Raw genomic sequence first — 21,687 nt, 5'->3', positions numbered from 1 at the left:
CTTCTTGCCTCAGCCGGCCGTCCGGAGACTGTCGGCCTGCGTGAACAGGTCGTTCACGATCTTCTGGGCCGTCGCCGCGTCCTCTTGCGGGACATCGGCACGGACCCAGAGCAGATAGAGGTACGGGACCTTCGTCTTCTGGTCACGCCAGGCCCAGGCGTGCTTCATCGCGATCCGGTAGCGGTCCGCCCGGGCACCGGGTCCCGCCGCGATGTACGTGGAGTCGTCGATCTTCGTCCAGGAGGTCCGCTCATGGTCGGGGGCCGTGCGCAGGAACGCGAGCTTTTCCTCCTGGCCGCACGATGCTCCGCAGTAGTGGAATCGGAGGTCGAGCCGCAGGTCGGGAAGGAGCCCGGCTTTCACCGCATCGGGGTCGGCCCGGCAGCCGTACGTGACCGGGTCGTCGGCGTCCGCGCGGGTGCAGACGAGCTGCTTCGGGGCGCGGAAGACGACCGGGGTCCGCCCGAGGTACCAGAGGTACGAGCGTTCGTCGCCGTTCCAGGTCGCTCCCCGCACCGACCGTGCCGGGCCGCGGGAGTAGTACGCGAACCGGTTGCCGCTGTCCGGGATCTTCGTCGGGGGCGGCAGATCGGCCAGGGACCGCCGGCTGACCGGTGTCCCCGTGGTGCCGGGCGTGGCGGCCTCGGCGCCCTCGGTGCGGGACGCGCCGCCCGTGAGCCCGGCGCGGCGAACGGCCTCTTCGGCCAGGATCCGCGCGGCCTCGGCCGCCCGCTCGGCAGAGGCGAACTCCTCGTCGTACCGGACGTACAGGAACACGTTCGCGGTGCGCACGCCGACCTCCGCGAACCCGTCCGGCTCCCGGACCTCGGGAGTGGTCCGGTACGGGTTGCGCACCGCCGAGACGTACGCCTCGTCGCCGAGGCCGGAGAGCGCGCGATGGAAACCGGAGGTGGTGTCGGACCGCGCCCAGCTCTTCGCCGCCTGTTGCGCGGTCAGATACGCCGTGTGCGCCGTGTCCGGGCCTCTCTCGAAGCGGTTCTTCCCGGTGAGGAGCGAGGTGCCGACGGCGATCCCGATGTCACGGACGAACGGCGCCTGTTCGCCCGCGCCGCACGTGCGCCCGTCCTTGCCGACGACGACCGCGGGTGTCTCCATCAGCCGGTCGAGGTCCTCCCGGTCGAAGAGCGCGCACGCGGCGGGCAGGGAACGGACCGGGCCCGGCAGCGGTGCCGAGGTGGGGGCCGCGAACACGATGGCGCCGCCCGCCAGCATGGCGGTTCCCAGGAGCAGGGCACCCGCGACGCGCCGTGGCACGGCGAGACGCGATCCCGGCCGGGCGCGGGCGGTGGTGCCGCCGTCCGTGTCCCGGGCCAGCCGGTCGCGCAGCTCGATGTGCCGGAAGCGGTAGACACCGCCGGACTGGCGCAGCACACCGCGCGCATGGGCGTCCTCCAGGAAGGCCATGAGCCGTCGGGGCAGCCTGCCCGTCCCCCAGAGATACAGGCGGGCGACCGTGAAACCGCCCCACGCGGACACCCCGAACGCGTACAGGGCCCACACCAGCGGCAGCCCGACGGCCAGGCGGATCCAGTCACGGCCGGTGACGACGTCCACGCCGCCGAACCACTGCCAAGCGGCGAGCATGGCGGCCGGCAGCGTCAGCACCGACAGCGGAGTGTCCGTCAGCCCTCGTTTGAAGGGTGCCGACCAGCCCAGGGCCAGGACGCCGCGCCGGTCGGCGCGCAGCAGCGCGGCCGGACTGTCGGCACTCGTCGGATCGGACCGGCGCCAGACGGCGGCGACGGCCCACGCCCCGGACATCCACGCGACGACCGAGGTCGGAAGCGTCATCGCCCAGCGGGGAGCATGGCCGTCGGCGGTCAGCGCGGCGGCCCAGCCCGCCGCCAGGCCGAGCGGCAGGAGCATCAGGAGCGCCCTGCGCCACCGGGCGAGGGGGCCCGTGGCGGGGGCCTCGGCACGGCTGGGCCGGGCCAGACGCCGCGGCGGGAAATGCCACGTGGGCGGGCGTCCGGCCGCGGCGGCGAGCACCAGCACGCACAACAGGACGAAGCCGCCCGGGACTTCCAGCGGGAGCCGGCCGTGCCACCAGGGCACCCCGAAGTCGATCCCCGCGACGAGCACGGCGGCCAGGGCGAACGCCGGGACCAGCGCGAGCACCCGCACGGCGCGCGGCACCGTCTCGTCCAGCCGCCACCAGGCGAGGTCCTGCTCGTTCGTCTCCTTCATCCGGGAGGCGAGGAACCCCGCCCACGCGCGTGCCCGTTCCGGCGCCCATCCGCCGCGCACGGCCTGTACGTCGTGCGAGGCGCTGTAGACGACGTCGAGGAACGCGTCGTACAGATGCCGTTCGATGTCCTGCCTGCTGTCGAACCTCGCCGGTTCCAGCAGCTCTCGGGGGTCGGAGTCCCCGCGCGCGTACGCGACCCGGGCGAGGCCCACCATCAGCGGTACGCCGAGCGCGTCGCGCAGCCGCCGTACTTCCGGCGCGTCGCCGTCCACGGGGTCGGTCCGGTCACCGAGCCGGTCGAGTACGGGTGCCCATCTGCTCCGGGTCCCGCCCGGCGCGAGGTACGCCCGTACGGCGTCGTCGCTCAAGGGGCTGAGCCGGATCTCCGTACGCTCGAACAGCGCTTCCTCCGGCGCGTGTTCGCGGTACTCCGGTTCGCGGCTCGTCAGCACGAACGGGCGGCGGCCCGCCATCGTCGCGGTGATCTGCCGGAGGGCGTCGGCCCGCCGGGGCTCGGGCAGTTCGTCGAACCCGTCGAGGACCGGCAGGACCCGGCGGGTCAGCAGCAGATGGAAGGCCACATCGGCGGGCGGCGCACCCGCGAGCGACGCGAACGCGTCCGGGTACTCCTCCGCCAGCCGCTCGGCCAGCCAGCCCAGCAGGCCGTGGCCCGGATCCCAGGACGCCAGCGACACGATGGCGGGTACGGGGTCCCGGGAGCCGCGGGCGCGCTCGCGCAGGAGGGCGTGCGCGAGGCGCAGGACGAGAACGGACTTGCCGGCTCCGGCGCCGCCGAGGACGACGAGACGCCGGGCGGGGGTGGCGGTGAAGAGGCCGGCGATGGCCGCCTCGCCGGCGGCGGGTCCGGGGCGGCGGCCCGGGCCGTCGCGGTCGTCCTCGCGGTGCTCGTCGTGGCCGGAGCCGCCCTCGGCGGCCGGCGTGCCCGCCGGCCCGGTCGTCCAGGTCACCGCGAGCGGAAGCGGGTCGTTGATCCTCGCCAGGCGCTCGTCCTGGCCGTAACGGAAGGAGAGGCTTTCCGCGAGGGCGTCGGCCGTGCGAGCGAGGTTTCTCTCGGAGCGCCAGGCCGCGTGCCGGCGCCGGGCCACCGCCCGGCTCACCCGGGTGCCGGCCTCGGCCAGGAGCGCGCCCGCGATCAGGAGCGACCCGAAGGCCACCGGACCGAGGCCGGTCCGCTCCGGCAGCGACCCCGGCAGCGCGGGGCGGGTGACGAGGAGCAGTACGCCGACGAGCCCGATGACGAGGCGGCCGGCCGGGCCGAAGCGGCGATACCACGGAGCACCGCGTCCGGTGCCGGTGCCGGAGTGGATCTCGTACGCCCCGTGGATCTCCACGGTCCCGATGTCGCGCGCGAAGACGACGTTCTGCTGGGTGCCGCCCACGATGCTCTGGTCGGGGCCGTCGCCCTCCCCGTGCTTCACCGTCGCGCCTCTCAGCCGAGGTTGATCGTTCCGTGGACGTCCCGGGTGAAGACCACGTTGTGCTGGGTGCCGCCGGATATCTCCTGACGCGTGTCGCCGCCGCGGCCCCCGCCGCCGTGGATCCGCTCCGCCTCTTGGTGCCAGAGCGTCAGCGCCTGCGCGAAGGCGGGATCCTGCTCCGCCCGCAGCGCGAGGGCGTCGGCCAGCGCACGGGCGCGGGCGTCGTCGGCGGTGTCCTCGTCGAGGGCGGCCAGTTCCCCTTCGCCGACGGTCTCCGCGGCCTCTCTTCGTACGAGTGCGCGGAGCCGTTCCCACAGGCTCTGCCCCGCGGCTCCGGCGGTCCCGCTCGCCAGAGCCATGAGAAGTTCCGCTGCCACCGGTTCCATGGACGCTCCCCTCGACACGGCCACCGACACGGGCCCATCCCATCGGAGAGTGCCCGCTCTGTCCACAGAAAAAGAGTCCTGCGGCTCACGGCCCCGCCGAGCCTCGCGCCGCCTCCGTCGCTCAGGCGCGGTCCGATCGGACCGGCGCCGGGCCGACGGGCTCGGCGGTGTCCGCTCCGGTCGGCGCGGCCTTGTCCGGGGTGATTCCGGCGCGGTTGAAGAGGTACGAGGCCAGCAGCACCCCCGCGACCACGAGCAGCCCGCCCCACAACTCGTGGAAGGTCGGGGTCCGCCCCTCCCACAGCAGGTTGAAGGAGGCGCCGAAGACCGCCTCCATGCCGATCACCGGCCCCATCACCGTGGCCGGCAGCCGTTCGGAGGCCAGGTTCCAGAACCAGGTCGCACACCACGAGCCCAGGACGGCCAGCGCCACGCACCACGCGAGGAACGGCCACAGCGTCCCGGCGTCCGACACCGGCGACGGCCCGCCGCCGGTCACCGCGAGCGGCACCAGGAACAGCGACCCCAGGCAGGCCCCCACCCCGATGCAGGCGGTCCACGTGGTGCCGTCGACGGCCGGCCGGCCGTCGGACCTCAGGGCCCGGCGGTTGACGATGACGAAGTACGACCACGCGGCGGAGGAGAGGAACCCCAGGACGGCGCCCAGCGCGAGGTCGCGGCCGTCGGCGGTACGGCCGGAGGGCGACGCGCTGTTGACGAGCAGCAGGCCGACGGAGATCACCACGACGGGCAGCGCGAGCCGGCGCCAGGCGAGCACCTTCTCCAGCCGGTTCGAGACCAGGGTGACCATCAGCGGGATCAGCCCGGTCATCGTCGATGCCAGGACCCCGCCCCCCAGCTTGGCGGACATCGCCAGCAGCAGGTAGAAACCGATGTAGCCCACCACGCCCAGATGGACGGCCGTCAGCAGCCGGCGCGTGCCGAGGGCACGAGGCCCGCCGCGCCGGGCGAGCAGCACGGCCAGGGACATCAGCCCGAAGACGGCGTACCGGCCCACGACCAGCCAGTAGACGTTGACGGGGGCCACGGCCGCCGGCCCGAGGAAGGTGAACCCCCACAGGGCCGTCGCCACCAGGGCCGCCGGCAGGCCGACCAGGTAGGCGCGGTACGGCCCGGCCGTCATGGCTGTCATGGACGCATCCTCCGCTTGTCGGCTGGGACCCCGTGTGGGGAAGAGGATGACACGGGGGCGGTCGGACCCGTCGCCGCGTCATCCTCGCGGGCCGGCGGCCGGTTCATCTCAGCGGCCGGTCTCGGCGGCGGCGTACACCGCTCCCCACCGGCGTACCTCGGTGACCAGGTGGTCGAAGTCGGCGGTGGTGGAACGGTGGTTGTTGTTCGCCACCCGCAGGACGAACCGTCCGCCGAGCACGGTGTGCGAGGGCATGGCGGTGCCGTCCGTCTGGAGCCGGTCGAGCACGGCCCGGTTGACGCGGTCCAGCGCCTCGGGGGTCGCGCCCGGCCATACGTAGCGGAAGCAGGCCACGTTCAGGTCGCTGCGGGCGGCGAGTTCCAGGTCCTCGGCCGCCTCGACCAGCGTGACCAGGTGGGCCACCTGGGCGACGTTCCCGGCGATCGAGTCGGCGAAGGCGCGGATGCCGTACGTCTTGAGCGCGAACCACACCTTGAGCGCCCGGAAGCGGCGCGACTGTTCCACCCCGCGGTCGGAGAACGCCAACGGGAAGGCCGCCGGCCCTTGTTTCGTCTTGCTGATGTAGTCCGCCCCGGACCGGAAGGCGGTTTCCAGGTCGCCGTCGCGGCGGGTGAGCAGGCAGCTGACGTCGAACGGCATGTAGAGCCATTTGTGCAGGTCGAGGACGAGGGAGTCGGCCTCGGTCAGGCCTTCGAGGAGGGGACGGTGGGAGGGCAGGAGTCTGGCGAACGCGCCGAACGCGCCGTCGACGTGGTACCAGAGGCCCTCCTCGCGGGCCACGGCCAGAAGGTCGGCGAGCGGGTCCACGGCTCCGGTGTTGACGGTCCCCGCGTTGCCCACGACGCAGAGGGGTGTCAGCCCGGCGGTCCGGTCGGCTCGGATGGCGGCCCGCAGCGCCGCGACGTCCACGCGGAAGTCGGAGTCGACGGGAACGCGGCGGAAGAACCGTCCGCCGATGCCGAGGAGCTCGACGGCCTTGTCGACGGAGTGGTGGGTCTCCGTGGAGCCGTAGACGGTGAACCGGACGCCGGAGCCGGCCGCGCCGGCCTCCCGGAACTCGGGCGCCCTGGCCGCGCGGGCGGCGGCCAGTGCCGTGACCTGCCCCATGGAGGCACCGCTGGTGAGCAGGCCGGACCCGGCCTGGGGCCAGCCGAGGGCCTCCCCGATCCAGTCGATCACCTGCCGCTCGACCATCATGGCGGCGTTCCCGCCGGAGCCCAGGGTGCAGTTGAGCACCGAGGCGAGCAGATCGCCGTACGCGGCCACGGGCACGCCCGAGCCGTTGGCCCAGCCCCAGAAGCGGGGGTGGATGTTCCCCCGGGGGTAGGGCTGGATGGTCCGGCGGTACTCCTCGTACACCTCGGCCATCGGCCGGCCCTCCTCGGGCAGGCCGGTACGGAACGAGGCGGCGACCTCCTCGGGGACCTGCTGCCACACCGGGCGCTCGCGGATGCCGGAGAGGTGGTCCGCGATGTCGTCGATCATCTGCTTGCCGAGGGCACGGAACTCGTCCCAGTCGGCCGGATCCAGCGGGGGATGGGGGTGCATGGGCTGTGGTCCTCGTCCCTGTCTGACTAGGCGCCGGTGGCGAAGGAGGGATAGCGCTCGGGGTGGTACAGCGTGTGCATCGGGTGCGGATCGCCGCGCAGCGAGGCGAGGACGGCCCGGGCGGTGACGGGTGCCTGGGCGAAGCCGCCGGTGTTGTGCCCGCCCGTGACGACGTAGAGGGCGCCGCCGGGGCCGAGGGGCTCGGCGTGGTACAGGCCGAGGGAGGTCGCGGTCCACGGGCGTACGCAGTACTTGAAGCCGTAGTTGTCGGACGGTCGCGAGGACGCGTCCGGCTCGTCCGATTCGCCGAAGAGGCGCTCGACTGTGTCGGCGATGCCCGCGCGCAGGGCGGCCAGCTGCCGTTCCTCGGGTTCGCCGGCGGCGCCGGTGTAGCCGTATCCGGAGCCGACGATCAGGATCTCCCGGCCGTCGCCGTCGCGGGCCACGGTCACGTTGGCGTCCTCGGTGACGTGCCCGCGGCGGGCGACCTTGAGGGAGGTACGCAGCGCCGGGGCGCGGTTCTCCACACGGGCCCAGCCGCCGATCACCCCGTGGATCCGGCCCTCGCAGGGGGTGCCGTGCAGCAGCGCGGCGCCGTCGACTCCGGGGGAGGCGACGACGTGGGCGTGGGCGGGCACCGGTATGGCGCAGTCGAAGCCGGTCACGGCCCCGTCCGCGCCGCGGCGTACGCCGGTGACCGGGGTGTCCCAGTGGAAGCGGGCACCGAGTCCGGTCAGGAGCTCGATGGCCCGTTCGGCGAACCGGTGCACGTTGACGGTGAATCCGGGCACGAGGATGCCGCCCACCAGGGTGCCGCTCCGGGCGGGTGCGGCCAGGGCGGGGTACTCGCGCGCGAGCTCGGCCGCGGACAGCCGGCGCAGGACGGCCCCGAGGGCGTGATGGCGTTCCAGGGAGGCACGGAAGTGGTCGGGGTCGGCGTAGACGCGCAGGATGTCCTCGGCGAGCGCGACGTCCTCGAACAGGCGGGGGAATCGGGCGCGCAGCGCGGTCCACTCCTGCCCGGCCTCGGCGGTGAGGGAGAAGACGTCCGCGTTGTAACCGCGGGCCAGCCAGGACGGGACGCTCTCGAACTCCTCGATCCAGTCCTGCTCCCGCGGGGTGAGCGTGGCCGGGTCGAGGGCCAGCCACCCGTGCTTCTCGACGGGCTGCCGGAACCACTCGGGGGCCTCGCCCCGGAAGTCCTGGTTGCCGTAGATGTCCATCTCGGTGAGCGTGAACATCCGGGCGTCGTCCCCGCCGTGCGTGCAGCCGTACGCCCGCCAGTCGGCCGTGCCGGGGGCGGGCGAGCGGTCCACCACGGTCACCCGGTAGCCGTGGTCCGCCAGGTGCAGGGCGGTGACCAGGCCGACGACGCCGGCGCCGATCACGAAGGCCTCGCGCGGACCGCCTGCCTCGGGCGCGGTGCCGGCGGGTACCGGGCGGGCGAGCGCGGCGGCGCGCTCGCACCGGGCCAGTGCGCCGGCGATGGCGTCGAGGCCGGTGCCGTCGAGCGTGAACTCGTGGACGGGGTAAGCCGGGTGGATCGGCCGGCGGGTCGGGGCCTGGCTTGCCGGGTCGGCGGTGGTCGGGTCCACGTCGCTGGGTACGTACGCCACGTGAACCGGCCCGGCGGTGTGCTCGGCCCAGGCGCACAACAGGGTGTCGGCGGGGCGGCGGGTGGTGATCAGGGCGCGCGCGCCGTGCCGGAGCAGGGCGGCGAGCAGGGCATCGTCGGGGGCGGAGTCCGCCGCCGGTACGTGGACGACGGTGCCGGAGCGCAGGAAATCGGTGGAGGCGAGGTCGGGACCGGGCAGGGTGAGCAGAATCTTCATCTCGCGAGAGTCCTGTTCGAGCCGGGGTGCGATGAGAGACGAGAGGGGAGGCCGAGCCGGGACCAGGCGGGGCTCAGCGCGGCGCGACGAGCCGGAAGGGCAGCGGGCGCCGCACCATCCGCAGCCGGGCGGGACCGCGCCGGACGGGACCGCCCGGGGCGGCGGGTTCGTCGAAACAAAGGCCGGCGCTGGACCAGCCGTCCCGGAACGCCTGGGCCAGCTCGTCGGCGGCCGAGAACGCTATGAGGCGTTCCTCGGGTCCGGCGTGGGCCAGGCCCGGGCCCGGTGGCGCGGCGGGCGGGTCGGGCCACGGCTGCGGATAGGGCCGGTAGAGCAGGAAACGCAGCTTGCCGCCGAACTTCTCGACGAGACCGACGGGTTGGAATCCCGCTTCCATCAGGGTGCGTACGCCGTGCGGATTGGCGGGCGAACTGGTCGAGAACACATGCCGGATGCCGGTGTCCGTCAGCTCGCCCAGGGCACGTGCGTTCATCAGCCGGGCCAGCCCGTGGCCGCGCCACGCGGGCAGTACGGCCACGGTGTCCCAGTGCGCGACAGCCGCGTACCGCGACGCGGGAAGGGTGGTGTCCTTGGCGAGGTTGAAGGCGCGGTCGCGCGGAAAATAGACCATGCGGTAGGCGACCGGCTCGCCCTCGTGCACCACCCGGTAGCAACGCCCGCCGTCGGCGAGGCAGTACGCGATGAACTCCGGGGTGCTGGTCTGGAAGACGGACGGGTCGGGCAGGGCGGAGCGGACCCGGTCCTGGAGGTCGAGGATCATGCCGAGGTCGGCGGGGCCCAGGCGCTGGACGTCGAATCTCACGAGGCACCCGCCGCCGACACGAAGGCGGAGACCAGCGGATCGGTCCAGTCGTCGGCCGGCAGCTCGGGATGCCACAGCACGCCCACCGCCCAGGGGGCCTCGGCGTCCTCCTGCTCGAAGGCCTCCGCGAGCCCGTCCTCGGCGCGGGCGGTCACCCGCCAGCGGAGGTCGCCGGAGGTCTGCTCGCCCAGCCCTTGGTGGTGGTAGGACGTCACCTCGATCTTGGCCTCGTCGTACGCCTCGGCGACCACGCTGCCGGAGGTGAGCAGGACGAGATGCCGGGACGTCTTGGTGAGAGAGGCGCGGTGCAGCACCTGCCCGTGGTTGACGTCCGGAATATGCGCGATGAGCGGGTTCCCGGTGGCGGACCAGAGGATCTGCGAACCCCGGCAGACGCCGAGGAGGGGCAGGCCCCGATCGAGCGCGCGTCGCGCGAGACACAACTCGAAGGCGTCGCGGCGGGGATGGTAGGTGTAATCCGGCCGGCGGACGGACCCGGTGCAGTGGGCCGGGTCGATGTCCTCGCCGCCGGTGAGGAGCAGGCCGTCCAGGTTCTCGAGTAACTCGTCACAGAATTCGGGGTCGAGCGTCGGCAGGACGGTCGGCAATCCACCGGCGCGCACGACCTGGTCGACATAGCCGTGATGAAGGGCGTGACTGTCGATCGCCTGGCGAAACCGTGAGGTGACCCCTATTCGAGGCCGCACGGACGAGGATGCCACCATGACCCGACTCCCGGTGGGAACGCATGACGTCACGACGTCATGAAGTGAGGGAATTCGCGAACCGGACGGGACGCTAGTCCACCGCCGCGCCCCCTCGCAAGATCGCGGGTCGCCGTCACGCCTGCCCGGAAGCGCTGCGGCGGGAAGAATTCCAGCTGGGCGTCGCTCTGGCGAAAGGGTGAACGTACCCCCTTCCCACCTGAGGTTTTCCCGGAGTCGAGGAAGCCGGCGCCCAATATTCCGCCAGGGTGACTCGAATCAGGCCTGCTCCTGTTTTCGGTCAACTGTGCCAGATTTTTGGTCACATGGTGCGCGATGGAGTCGGCGATCCCCGGAGCGAAACAGGGCTTCGGCCCGGTGAGGTGACCGACGCTTGCCTTCTTATATGTCATTCCGTCGAGTGTTAAGGACGCGTTTGCGTGGCGTCAGGAAATCTTGTTCTGTGTTTCACCGTCTCTATAGGTTCGCGCTGAAACAGTGACAGAACGAGTGGAGCGGAGGTGTGTTCCCTACAGGACCCGTCCCGCACCTCGTCGAGGGCGCGGATCTCTGTCGTTCGGCGGAGACGGGTCATCCCACGGGGGTACGTCCGTGGGTGAGGCACGCGTTGATACCGAGGGCATGTCCCTGGTCAGCCGTGTCTTCGCCGCCTGCCGTGTGGCCGTCGGCACGGGGTGGGGGCGCGGGGTCGCGGAAGGGGGCTTCGCGGCCCTGTCGACCGGTCTGACACGCAGGCCGAGGGGGCACTGACGGAGAAGACCGGTACGCGCGCGACGCCGAGGTCACCGTCGCGGTCGCCCAGGACGCGGACACGGTGCGGCTCGTCGTCCACAACACCGCCCCGGCGCGGCCCGCGGTCACCGAAGGACCGCGCCGGCATCCGCTCCATGATCCGCCTGGAGGCTCTGACCGTCGCCGCCTTCGGCACCGCCCTCGGCTTCGCGAGCGGCGTCTTCGGTGCCTGGGCCGTCAGCTCCCCGGCCAACGGCTCCCTCCCGCAGTACTCCTTCACCCTTCCCTGGGGAACGCTGCTGCTCACCTGCGCGCTCTCGCTCGCGGCCGGCGTCCTCGCCGCCGCCCTCCCGGCCCGCCGAGCCGCACACCTCAGCCCCCTGGAGGCCGCCGCGGAAGCCTGACCCGTATCGGCCGGAGGGGGCGAGAGGCGCCTGACGGGTGAACGCACAAGGTCAGGCGCCTCCCTTCGTGCTGGGCATCGGCGTCGGCGGGCGGGCCGGGAGTGCCATGCGCAGCAGCGAGCCGCGTGGCGGGCCCGACACCACGGTGAGGCCACCGCCATGGCCGTCGACGATGGCCCGTACGATCGCCAGGCCGAGCCCGGTGCCGGGGCCGCCGGAGGACCGAGGGCGGCCGCTTTCGTCGTGCGGCGGCGACGGAGTGAAGCCGATCCCGGTGTCCTCCACCTCGACCACGACGCCCTCGCGGGTCGCGCGGCAGCGCAGCGCGATGGTGTCCCCGGCGACGGTGAACTTCACGGCGTTCTCCACCAGGGCGTCGAGGGCGGCCTCGAGCCGGGATTCGTCGCCCTCGATCAGGACCGTCGGCGCGTCCAGGAGCCAGTCGCGGTCCGAGGCGGGCCGCCACCGCTGAACCGTCCGCCGCAGGAGCGAGCCGAGGTCGACCGGGCCCCACTCGAACCTGGCGGACTCGTACGCGTCGGCCAGCGTGAGAAGACGCCCGGCGAGGCTGCCGAGCTTGTCCAGCTCGTCCACGACGACCTCGATGTCCTCCTTGCTCCCGGGAGTGGGCAGGGCGTCCCGGACCAGCTCCGCGTAGCAGCGGGCCACGGTGATGGGGGTGCGCATCTCGTGCGAACAGTTGCGGACGAACAGCTCCTTGACCTCCTGGGCGCGGCGTTCGCGTGCGACGAGCTCGCGCGTCTCGGCCAGGGCGGCGGCCCGTCGGCGCACATGCCAGACCATGCTGACGAAGACCAGGGCCATCAAAGGGACTTCGGCGAGTTCGTCCCACCCGAGGTGGCCTTGGGCGATGAACCGGCCCAGTGTGAGACCGGTGACCAGGGTGACCGTCACCAGCACGACGACGGTACGCCGGTTCGACCAGCTTCCGACGCCGTAGACGAGGGACAGGCTGATCCACACCAGGTGGAACGCCACGGTCTCCAGAGCGGGCACGATCAGCAACAGCAGCTGACTGCACGCGGCGAACAGCACCCATCCCGCGAAGAGGAAGCGCCGGTGTTCAGCCGGCACGGAACGTGTATCCGGCGTTGCGTACGGTCTCGATGACCGGCCGGGGCACCTTGCCGCGGATACGGCGGACAGTCGCGTCGACCACATTGCTTCCCAGATCGTCCGTGTGGCCCCAGACGCCGGCGAGCAGCTCGTGCCGGCTGCACACCGCCCCGGCGCGTCGCATGAGGTGGCCGAGCAGCATGAACTCACGGTGTGACAGGGGGACTTCCTGCCCGTCCAGGCGAAGCGTCTGCCGCTCCAGGTCGAGTGTGACCTCCCCGACGTGCAGCCAACGCTGGGGAAGGCCGGGGGCGATGGAACGGAGTCTGGTGCGTACGCGCTCCAACAGCTCGGCGGTCGCGAAGGGTTTGCCGAGGAAGTCGACGGCCCCGAGCCGCAGACACCGCACCCGAGTGGAGACGTCCATCACGGCGGACAGCACGAGAACCCGCTGCCCGGGTCTGTGGTCGATGGCGTGCCGCATGACCTCGAAACCGTCGCACCCCGGCAGCATGAGATCGAGTACCACCAGGTCGAACTCGCCGTCGCGCAGGCGCAGAAGAGCGTCCGGGCCGGTGCCCGCGCTGTCGACGGTGTGGCCGTCCGCTTCCAGGGCACGCTTGAGGTAGGCGCGGAGCCGTGCCTCGTCCTCGACGACCAAGAGCCGTGCCATGGTGGCTGCCCCTCCCGCTCCGCGTGCGCCGGCGCTCCGGTTCATCCCTCGCGCCTCTCCCCGGATTCTTCATGAACATCGCACGGGACGTCCACAGGTGATCACGTGGAGGTGGCGGGATCGGTACGGCTCGACATGCGGCTACGGGCCCGGCCCCGAGGCGTGTGCGGGGCGTCGCTCCGCGCGGGTGAAGGGCGGGGTGTCAGTTGAAATTCCCTGCTCGGACGTCTCATTGACGCTCCCTCATGACAGCCGGATGACAGACGTGTCATCTTCGGCCGCGTGCTCGGCGACCGCCGGACACTTGTCGCGCGCGCACCGGCCGGTGTCAGGGGTCGTCGCCCCGTTCCGGCCCTCTCTCGGCGGACCCGGGGCCCGGCTCCGCCGCGCGAGCGGCGGCGGGCCGCCCGAGGGAGAGGGAAGACGTGTTCCGCAGACAGGCAACGAGACAGTCGGGGAAACGGAGTCGGCGCACCGTCGCGCTGATCGGTGTCGGAGCGGCGATGGTGACCGCCGTGACCGGGCTGCCGCCGGCGCCGGTCCAGCAGGCTCAGGCGGCCGTCGCCGGCGGCCCGAGCGGCCCGACGGACCAGACGAAGGTGCCGCACTACTTCGGCCCCTGGCAGAACTGGGCCAACAGCCCGCTGACCCGGTCGAAGGCCACGGTGACCATCACGTCCACCGCGGTGGCGGTGGGAAACCCGCTGGTCGACCGGGCGTACGCGACCGACTACGCGACAGGGCCGGGAAAGCTCGGGCCCGTGTTCGTCGTGCTCGGCGGCTCCCCGCTGCCCGACGGAACGCTCAAGAGCTTCCGTACCCGGAACCAGGCCACGCCGGCGGGGAGCCCCACCGCGTCCGAGGGCGGCGTCTTCCACGCGTACGTCCTGCGGCCGTCGGACACGCCGGACACGTACACCGTGGTGGCGGACAGCGGACTGAAGACGGTGCCCGCGCCCACAGCCCCGGGCGGGGAGGTCGCGACGTACGACGTCCCGGACGTCGCCGTGCGGGCCGGTGACGTCATCGGGTTCTACGGCCAGGGCGTCCCGGTGGACACCGGGATCGGCTCCGCCACCGACACCTTCATGTTCCCGGCCGGAGTCGACGGCACCACGAGCCCACCGGTCGACGTGCCACCCGCCGCGGGCGGCACGGTCACCCTGGGTTCCGCCGCCTACCCCCGCTACGCCACCCAGGACCGCCGGTACTCCTTCGGTGCGCAGGTGGTGCCGGCGAACGCCGGGACCGGCGCCGCGGCGACGGCCACGATCGATCCCCGGACCGGTGGCATCGCCGCCGTCGAGGTGACCTCACCGGGGCACGACTACGTCGCCGGCGCGACCTCGGTCACCATCGACGGCGGCACCACGGCCGCGACCGCCAAGGCCACCGTCAAATCCTCCGGAGCCGTGGTCGATGTGAAGGTCGGCGCGGCCGGCAGCGGCTACGGCGGATTCGCGGTCGGCATCACGGGCGGTGGCGGCAGCGGCGGTGCCGCCACCGCCTCCGGCGGAGTGGACGCCGTGGCGGTCACGGACGGCGGGTCGGGCTACACCATGCCGACGGTCGACTTCGACCTTCCCGACGACCCGGCCGGCACCGTGGCCAAGGGCCACGTCGACCCGGCCGACCTCACCACCGACGGCAAGGTCGTGAAGGTGACCGTCGACGACCCCGGCAGCGGCTACGGCGGCGCCCCCGGCGTCGTGATCCGTAACGGAACGCTCGCCGACCCGATCAACGGCGCGACGCCGGCGAGCGCTTCGAGCAGCCTGAAACTGACGGCGCTCAAGGTGGACGCGGTGGGGTCCGGCTACACCGGAACACCCTCCGTCACCCTCACCGACCCGACGGGCAAGGGCGGTTCCGGGGCGACGGCGACCGCAGTGACGGACGTCGGCGCGATCGACGGCATCGAGGTCACCGACCCGGGAGCCGGCTATCTCACGGTCGGCATGAAGAAGTTCCAGGACCAGCTGCCGCTCACCTGCGACCCCCGGGCGGACGGCACGGGCTGCCCCGATGTCGCGCAGCTGCGAGCGCCGTCGACGAAGCCGTCGGAGAAGTTCATCCCCGTGGGCGTCCCGGAGTCCGTCACCACCAAGGGCAAGCCGGCCGACGAATACGTCATCGGTCTCGTGCAGTACCTCACCCGGTTCTCCTCCGACCTGCCGCCGACCCTGGTACGGGGCTATGTCCAGCTGTCCACGGACGCGGTGCCCGGGCGGAGGGTCCCCCTCTACAACGAGCTGATGGACGGCACCAGGCAGCCGCTGCCGTACACGGGCGTCACCGCGCCGCAGTGGATGGGCCCGCTCCTCGCCGCGACGAAGGACCGGCCGGTGCGGATCGTGTTCCGGAACCTGCTGCCCAAGGGCGCCGACGGCGACCTCTTCCTGCCGGTCGACAGCACCGGCATGGGCTCCGGCATGGGCCCGATGACGATGCCCGACCCGAAGGACGAGGGCACCGTCATGGACGAGGTGCGCAACCCGGCGTGCACGAACGGCTCGTCCGGCTGCTTCACGGACAACCGGGCCACCCTGCACCTGCACGGCGGCATCACGCCCTGGATCAGCGACGGCACCCCGCACCAGTGGATCACCCCGGCCGGCGAGAAGACGGACTGGCCGCAAGGGGTCAGTGTGCAGAACGTGCCGGACATGGTGGACGACGACGGGGCGACGCTGTGCGCCGCGAAGGACGACGGCTGCTCGACGTTCTACTACACCAATCAGCAGAGCGCGCGGCTGATGTTCTACCACGATCACTCCTACGGCATCACCCGGTTGAACGTGTACGCCGGCGAGGCCGCGGGCTACACCATCACCGACGGCACCGAGAAGGCGCTGGTCGACAGCGGCACCATCCCCGCCGCGGCGGACACCCTCCCGCTGCTCATCCAGGACCGCACCTTCGTGCCGGACGACACGCAGCTCAAGGACCAGAAGGGCGCCGGCGGAGCGATCACCTCGTACGGCCAGGACCCCACCTGGGACACGAAGCGCTGGGGATCCAAGGGCAGCTTCTGGTACCACCACGTCTACATGCCGGCGCAGAATCCGGGCGACCCCTCGGGCATGAGCTCGTACGGACGCTGGATGTACGGGCCGTGGTTCTGGCCGCCGGCCGGCGACACGAAGTACGGGCCCGTCGCCAACCCGTACTACGACCCGGGGTGCAAGCTGGACGACGAGTCGACCTGGCAGTACCCGACCGCCCCGTTCTGCGAACCCGAACAGATCCCCGGCACGCCGAACATATCCATGGGCATGGAGCAGTTCAACGACACCCCGATCGTCAACGGAGTCGCCTACCCGAAGGTGACCCTCCAGCCGAAGACGTACCGGATGCGGCTGCTCAACGGCGCGAACGACCGGTTCTTCAACTTCCAGTGGTACAAGGCCGATCCGAAGCAGGGCGACGGTACGACCGAGGTGGCCCTGAACCCGGGCGAGCTGGCCGCCGCCCAGACCGACCCGAACGTGTCACCCACCCCGGCCGACGCCCACGACGACACCGCCGGTCCGGACTGGATCCAGATCGCCAACGAGGGCGGCTTCCTGCCCGCGCCGGCGGTGATCGACGGCCAGCAGCCGACGACCTGGATCACCGACCCGACCCGCTTCGACGTCGGCAACGTGGACAAGTACTCGCTGACCGTCGCCCCGGCCGAACGCGCCGACGTACTGGTGGACTTCTCGAAGTTCGCAGGCAAGACGCTCATCCTCTACAACGACGCGCCCGCCGCGTACCCGGCCCGCGTCGCGTCGTACGACTACTACACGGACGCGCCGGCCTCGGCCGGCACGCCGAAGATCCTGCCGGGGTACGGGCCCAACACCCGCACCGTGATGCGGGTGACCATCGCGGACACGGCCCCGGCCCCGGCGTTCGACCTCACCAGGCTCCAGGCCGCCTTCAAGCACCACGCGGACGGCTCGGGCGTCTTCGAATCGGGACAGAACCCGGTCATCGTCGGACAGGCGGCCTACAACTCGGCGTACGGAACGAGCTTCGCGGCCAGCAGCAACTGCAACGTCAAGAACACGACCGTCAAGACCTGTGACGGCCTGGTCCGCGTGAACGACACCTCGGCCTTCGGCTTCAACACGCTCAAGGCGCCGAACGCCAAGATGTCGATGCCCCTCCAACCGAAGGCCATCCACGACGAGATGAACGCGACGACGTTCGACGACTTCGGCAGGATGGAGGCGAATCTCGGCGTCGAGGCCCAGCCACCGACACCAGGGGCGCAGAACGTCACGCTGTACCCGTACATCAACCCGCAGACCGAGTTGATCGACGGCACCGACCTGCCCCGCGGGGACGTGAAGGTGACGCCCCTCGGCACCAACGCCGACGGGACACAGATCTGGCGGTTCACCCACAACGGGGTGGACACCCATCCGATCCACTTCCACTTGTACGACGTCCAGCTGATCAACCGGGTGACCTGGGACAACATCGTCATCAAACCCGACGCCAACGAGCTGGGGTGGAAGGACACGGTCCGGATGAGCCCACTGGAGGACACGATCGTCGCGCTGCGCCCGATCGTGCCGACAGCGCCGTTCGAGATACCGAACTCCGTCCGGCCCCTCGACCCGACGATGCCGCTCGGGAACACGTCGATGTTCAACAACGTCGATCCGCAGGGCAATCCGACGACGGCCATCACCAACAAGCTGGTGAACTTCGGCTGGGAGTACGTCATCCACTGCCACATCCTCAGCCACGAGGAAATGGACATGATGCGTCCCGAATCGCTGGCCCTGCCACCGCTCAAGGCGAGCGGGCTCTCCTCGACGATCACGGGCGAGGGGGACGGCGCCCGGATCCGGCTGGAGTGGCAGGACAACTCGATCAGTGAAACCTCGTACGTCGTCCAGCGGACGAAGCAGGGCGACACCGCGTGGGTCGACGTCGGCACGGTCGACTCTCCGCTGGACCGGCCGAACACCCACGGCACGCGCGCCTTCGTCGACCCGTCGGCATCGGTGACCACGCCGTACGTCTACCGGGTCGTCGCGCTCAACACGGTCGGCTACGGCGCCGAGTTCCCGAGTCTGACGGTGAAGTCGGTGTCCGACCCACTGCAGGTGCCCCCGGCGCCGTGACGTCGGGAGGGGAGCGTTCCGCGCGCTCGGGCCACCCACTCCGGTGGGAGCGGGTGCCGCGCTCCTCGTCGTGACCAGGCCGGCCGGTTCGGAAGAGCCGGTCGGCCTGCCGGCGCCCCGCCAGGCCGGTCTGGCCGCCTCGCTCGGCCAGACCGGGACCACCCATTTCGGCTCTCACTGCCGGGCAGGCCTGATCAGTCGGGTGAAATAAACCGATCAATCTTCGAGCAGATGGGTGATACCCGTTCACGACCCGCGCGAGAGGTGATGAGGTCGGTCTCCAGGGGGAGCCGAAACCCATGAGCCGAGGAAGAAATGAAACGACGCTTCGTCGAACGGGCCACTGTGATGTGCCTGCCCGCGGCGGCCGCCCTCGCGGTCCTTGCCTGCCCCGCGTACGCCGCTCCCTCCGTCGCCCCCGGCGGCCCGCGCCCAAGCGCCGCGGACACCCTGAGCCCCTCCACGCGAGCCGACCTCGACACCGCCATGGGCGGCGAGGCCTACGCCCACGCGTCCTACACCTTCTACGCCGCTCAGGCCGACCGTGAGGGGCTCGTGGCCACCGGCCGGCTGTACCGCGAGACGGCAGCGGTGGAACTCGGCGAACACTTCCGCGAGGAGGCAGATCTCGCCGGAGTGATCGGTTCCGACGCGGACAACCTGCGCGCCGCCATCGCCGGGGAGACCTACGAGACGACCGTCATGTACCCCACCTTCGCCCGGGAGGCCGCCGCCGACGGCGACGACAACGCCGCCGCGCTGTTCAGCGAGATCGCCAAGGACGAGGGGAACCATCTCGCGGCGTACCAAGCGGCCCTGAAGGCGATCGAGACCGGCCACGGCACCATCCCCGCCCCGCCGGCCGTCGACCCCGTCGACGTTCCCGCCGGAGGTCCGCAGGTGCGTTCCGCCCGCACCAAGGCCAATCTCGACACCGCCCTGCACGGCGAAGCCCTCGCCCACGCCCGCTACACCGTCTTCGCCGACCACGCCGCCGCCGGCGGCCGTCCGGAACTGGCCCGGCTGTTCCACGGCATCGCCCGGGTCGAGCTGCACGAGCACTTCGCCGGCGAAGCCGTCCTGTACGGCCTGGTCGGCAGCACCCGGGCCGACCTGATCAAGAGCGTCACCGGCGAGCTCTACGAGGCCGAGGTCATGTACCCCTCCTTCGCCCGCCGGGCGACCGCCGCCGGCGACTACCAGGCCGCCCGTCTCTTCCGCGACAACGCCGCGGACGAAGCCGGACACGCCCGGGCCTTCCAGCGGATGCTCGGTCACCCCCACTGACGCACCTCACCGCGCTCGCCTTCGTGGCCTGTGCCCCCCGGTCCAAGGCCCCGCGCTGGTCGGCCAGGCCCGCTCTCCCCGCCTCACCTTCCCACGCCACGTCCCTGCCCGGTCCCACGGACACCGGGGGCCGGGCCGTCAGCGGGCCCGCTCGACGGTGAGGTCGAGGAAGTGGGCCGAGCAGGAGATGCACGGGTCGTGGTTGCGGATGGCCCGCTCGCACAGGCGGGTCAGTTCGGCGTCGTCGTCGGCACCGCGCGCGAGGGCGTCCTGGACGATCCGCCGCAGGTCCGCCTCGATGGCGCCCTGGTTCTGCGAGGTCGGCGGGACGAGACGGGCGTCGGTGACGATTCCGTCCGCGTCGAGGACGTAGCGATGGTAGAGAGTGCCGCGCGGCGCCTCGGTGGCGCCATGGCCGGTGCCCGCCCGCGCGGCGACCGCGACGGCCGGGCGCGGCGGGGGCTCGTACGAGTCGATCAGCCGCAGCGCCTCGTCGACCGCGAACAGCACCTCCACGGCCCGGACCACGATGCTGCGGAAGGGGTTGCGGCACACGCCGTCCAGCCCCGCCGAGCGGGCGGCCTCCCGGACGGAGGCCGGGAGCAGATGGCCGCTGACGGCGAAGCGGGCGAGCGAGCCCGTCAGATGCCGGCGGCCGTCGAGCAGGGCCTGGAGCGCGGTGGAGTGGGGGACCTGCTCCTCCACCACGTGCGTGCCGAAGTCCCGTACGGGAAAGGTGCGCTGTTCGCGGCTGTCGCCGTAGGGGAGGACGGTGGGTGTGCCGCCGTCGATGGCGTAGGTGCCGGGCTCGGCCAGCGCCAGGAAGTCGGCGTCGCACTCGGCATCCGGGAAGTCGAAGCCGGACACCCAGCGCACGACCTCCCGCGCGTCGTCGCGGGCCCGGCGCAGTCGCTCGGCCAGCGGTCGCAGTTCGGCGCGGGTGGGGGTGCGGTGGAAGCCGCCGACGCGGACGTTGACGGGATGGACGGCGCGGCCGCCGAGCAGTTCCATGACCGCGTTTCCGGTCTGCTTGAGCCGCAGACCCCGTTCGACCTCGGTGCGGTGGGTGCGGGCGAGGTCGACGACGCTGTCGCAGCCGAGGAAGTCGGGGGCGTGGAGGAGATGGATGTGCAGCGTCTGGCTCTCGATCCACTCACCGCAGTAGAGCAGCCGGCGCAGGGCGGCCAGCGGGCCGTCGACGGTCACGCCGCAGGCGTCCTCGACGGCCCGGCAGGCGCTCATCTGGTAGGCGATCGGGCAGATTCCGCAGATCCGGGAGGTGATGTCGGGTGGCTCGGTGTGCCGGCGGCCGCGCAGGAACGCCTCGAAGAATCGCGGCGGTTCGTAGATCCTCAGCTGCGCGGCGCCGACCGTGCCGTCGTCGATCCGCAGGTACAGCGCCCCTTCGCCCTCGACGCGGGACAGGGCCTCGACGCGCAGGACGCGGGAGCCGCGGTGGGTCATGAGGGTGCCTCCGCGGACGCGCCGCCGTCTTCGAGGGCGGCGAACTTCGCCGCGTTGAAGGTGCGAAGGAGCCGCAGGACGTCCTCGTCGCTCATGCCGTCGCTGCGCAGCAGGGGGATCATCGCGGGCAGATTGACCGAGGCGGACGGGCCGAAACAGCCGTAGCAGCCCCGGCCGTAGGCCGGGCACAGCGCGCCGCAGCCGGCGTGCGTGACCGGGCCCAGGCAGGGAGTGCCGCGGGTCACGGTGACACAGGGGATGCCGCGTCGTTTGCAGGCGAAGCAGACGCTGTGCCGGGGCACGTCCGGTCTGCGGCCGGCGAGGTACGCGGTGATCACCTCCAGCAGCTGGCCGCGGTCGATGGGACAGCCCTGGAGTTCGAGGTCGACGGGGACGTGCGCGGCGATGGGGGTGGAGGTGGCGAGCGTCTCGACGTACTCGGGCCGGGCGTAGACGACCTCGCGGAACTCCTCGACGTCCGCGAAGTTCCGCAGTGCCTGGACGCCGCCGGCCGTGGCACAGGCTCCGATCGTGACCAGACGGCGGGAGGCGGCGCGCACACTCCGGATGCGTTCGGCGTCCTCGGCCGTCGTCACGGAGCCCTCGACGAGCGACAGGTCGTACGGGCCCGTGCCCACCGCGCTGGACGCCTCCAGGAAGTGCGTGACGTCCACCCGGGCGGCGAGGGCGAGAAGTTCGTCCTCGCAGTCCAGCAGGGTGAGCTGACAGCCGTCGCACGAGGCGAACTTGAACACGCCGAGCCGGGGGCGGGCCGGTTCCCGGGCGCCCAT

14 protein-coding genes are annotated in these 21,687 nt (G+C 72.0%); 3 read left to right on the top strand and 11 right to left on the bottom strand.

Annotated features, from left to right (window positions below):
• Positions 1-9: 9 nt before the first annotated feature.
• The 7 genes from ABZ693_RS08620 to ABZ693_RS08590 form a co-directional block, all read right to left on the bottom strand.
• A complete protein-coding gene (locus ABZ693_RS08620; protein WP_359874857.1) occupies positions 10-3,648 on the bottom strand; it encodes an NACHT domain-containing protein in 3,639 nt (1,212 codons plus the stop codon).
• A gap of 11 nt (positions 3,649-3,659) precedes the next feature.
• Positions 3,660-4,034, bottom strand: coding sequence for a hypothetical protein (locus ABZ693_RS08615; RefSeq protein ID WP_359874855.1), 375 nt, complete (start codon positions 4,032-4,034; stop codon positions 3,660-3,662).
• A 121-nt stretch (positions 4,035-4,155) separates the two neighbouring features.
• Positions 4,156-5,187 (bottom strand): DMT family transporter, encoded by a 1,032-nt coding sequence (locus ABZ693_RS08610; RefSeq protein ID WP_359874853.1) that lies wholly within the window; start codon positions 5,185-5,187, stop codon positions 4,156-4,158.
• 108 nt (positions 5,188-5,295) lie between these two features.
• Complete coding sequence (locus ABZ693_RS08605) at positions 5,296-6,756, bottom strand: pyridoxal phosphate-dependent decarboxylase family protein (RefSeq protein WP_359874851.1); 1,461 nt, start codon at positions 6,754-6,756, stop codon at positions 5,296-5,298.
• A gap of 26 nt (positions 6,757-6,782) precedes the next feature.
• Entirely contained in the window at positions 6,783-8,588 is a 1,806-nt protein-coding gene (locus tag ABZ693_RS08600) for an NAD(P)/FAD-dependent oxidoreductase (protein WP_359874849.1), read from the bottom strand.
• A 73-nt stretch (positions 8,589-8,661) separates the two neighbouring features.
• The gene (locus ABZ693_RS08595) at positions 8,662-9,411 is read right to left on the bottom strand and encodes a GNAT family N-acetyltransferase (protein WP_359874847.1); all 750 of its coding nucleotides are present in this window, start codon (positions 9,409-9,411) and stop codon (positions 8,662-8,664) included.
• Positions 9,408-10,136 (bottom strand): gamma-glutamyl-gamma-aminobutyrate hydrolase family protein, encoded by a 729-nt coding sequence (locus tag ABZ693_RS08590; RefSeq protein ID WP_359874845.1) that lies wholly within the window; start codon positions 10,134-10,136, stop codon positions 9,408-9,410. Before ABZ693_RS08590 ends, ABZ693_RS08595 begins: the two co-directional genes overlap by 4 nt.
• Before the next feature lie 674 nt (positions 10,137-10,810).
• On the opposite strand from ABZ693_RS08590, the gene ABZ693_RS08585 reads away from it, so the two are divergent.
• Positions 10,811-11,272 (top strand): FtsX-like permease family protein, encoded by a 462-nt coding sequence (locus ABZ693_RS08585; protein ID WP_359874843.1) that lies wholly within the window; start codon positions 10,811-10,813, stop codon positions 11,270-11,272.
• 51 nt (positions 11,273-11,323) lie between these two features.
• On the opposite strand, the gene ABZ693_RS08580 is transcribed toward ABZ693_RS08585, so the two are convergent.
• Positions 11,324-12,367, bottom strand: coding sequence for a sensor histidine kinase (locus ABZ693_RS08580; RefSeq protein WP_359874841.1), 1,044 nt, complete (start codon positions 12,365-12,367; stop codon positions 11,324-11,326).
• Positions 12,357-13,022 (bottom strand): response regulator transcription factor, encoded by a 666-nt coding sequence (locus ABZ693_RS08575; RefSeq protein WP_359874839.1) that lies wholly within the window; start codon positions 13,020-13,022, stop codon positions 12,357-12,359. The genes ABZ693_RS08580 and ABZ693_RS08575 overlap by 11 nt, the downstream gene beginning before the upstream one ends.
• Before the next feature lie 503 nt (positions 13,023-13,525).
• Between ABZ693_RS08575 and ABZ693_RS08570 the strand changes: the two genes are divergently transcribed.
• A complete protein-coding gene (locus tag ABZ693_RS08570; protein WP_359874837.1) occupies positions 13,526-18,145 on the top strand; it encodes a multicopper oxidase domain-containing protein in 4,620 nt (1,539 codons plus the stop codon).
• A 315-nt stretch (positions 18,146-18,460) separates the two neighbouring features.
• Complete coding sequence (locus ABZ693_RS08565) at positions 18,461-19,432, top strand: ferritin family protein (protein WP_359874835.1); 972 nt, start codon at positions 18,461-18,463, stop codon at positions 19,430-19,432.
• Positions 19,433-19,570: 138 nt separating this feature from the next.
• Here ABZ693_RS08565 and ABZ693_RS08560 read toward each other — a convergent pair whose 3' ends face one another.
• On the bottom strand, positions 19,571-20,896 hold the full coding sequence (locus ABZ693_RS08560; RefSeq protein ID WP_359874833.1) for a Ni/Fe hydrogenase subunit alpha: 1,326 nt from the start codon (positions 20,894-20,896) through the stop codon (positions 19,571-19,573).
• Positions 20,893-21,687: an NADH-quinone oxidoreductase subunit B family protein gene (locus tag ABZ693_RS08555; RefSeq protein WP_359874831.1), complete on the bottom strand. Its 795-nt coding sequence runs from the start codon at positions 21,685-21,687 to the stop codon at positions 20,893-20,895. Before ABZ693_RS08555 ends, ABZ693_RS08560 begins: the two co-directional genes overlap by 4 nt.

The sequence above is a fragment of the Streptomyces laurentii genome (assembly GCF_040635425.1).
GTDB classification, from domain to species: domain Bacteria; phylum Actinomycetota; class Actinomycetes; order Streptomycetales; family Streptomycetaceae; genus Streptomyces; species Streptomyces laurentii.
This window is presented reverse-complemented; position numbering and strand designations above follow the sequence as displayed.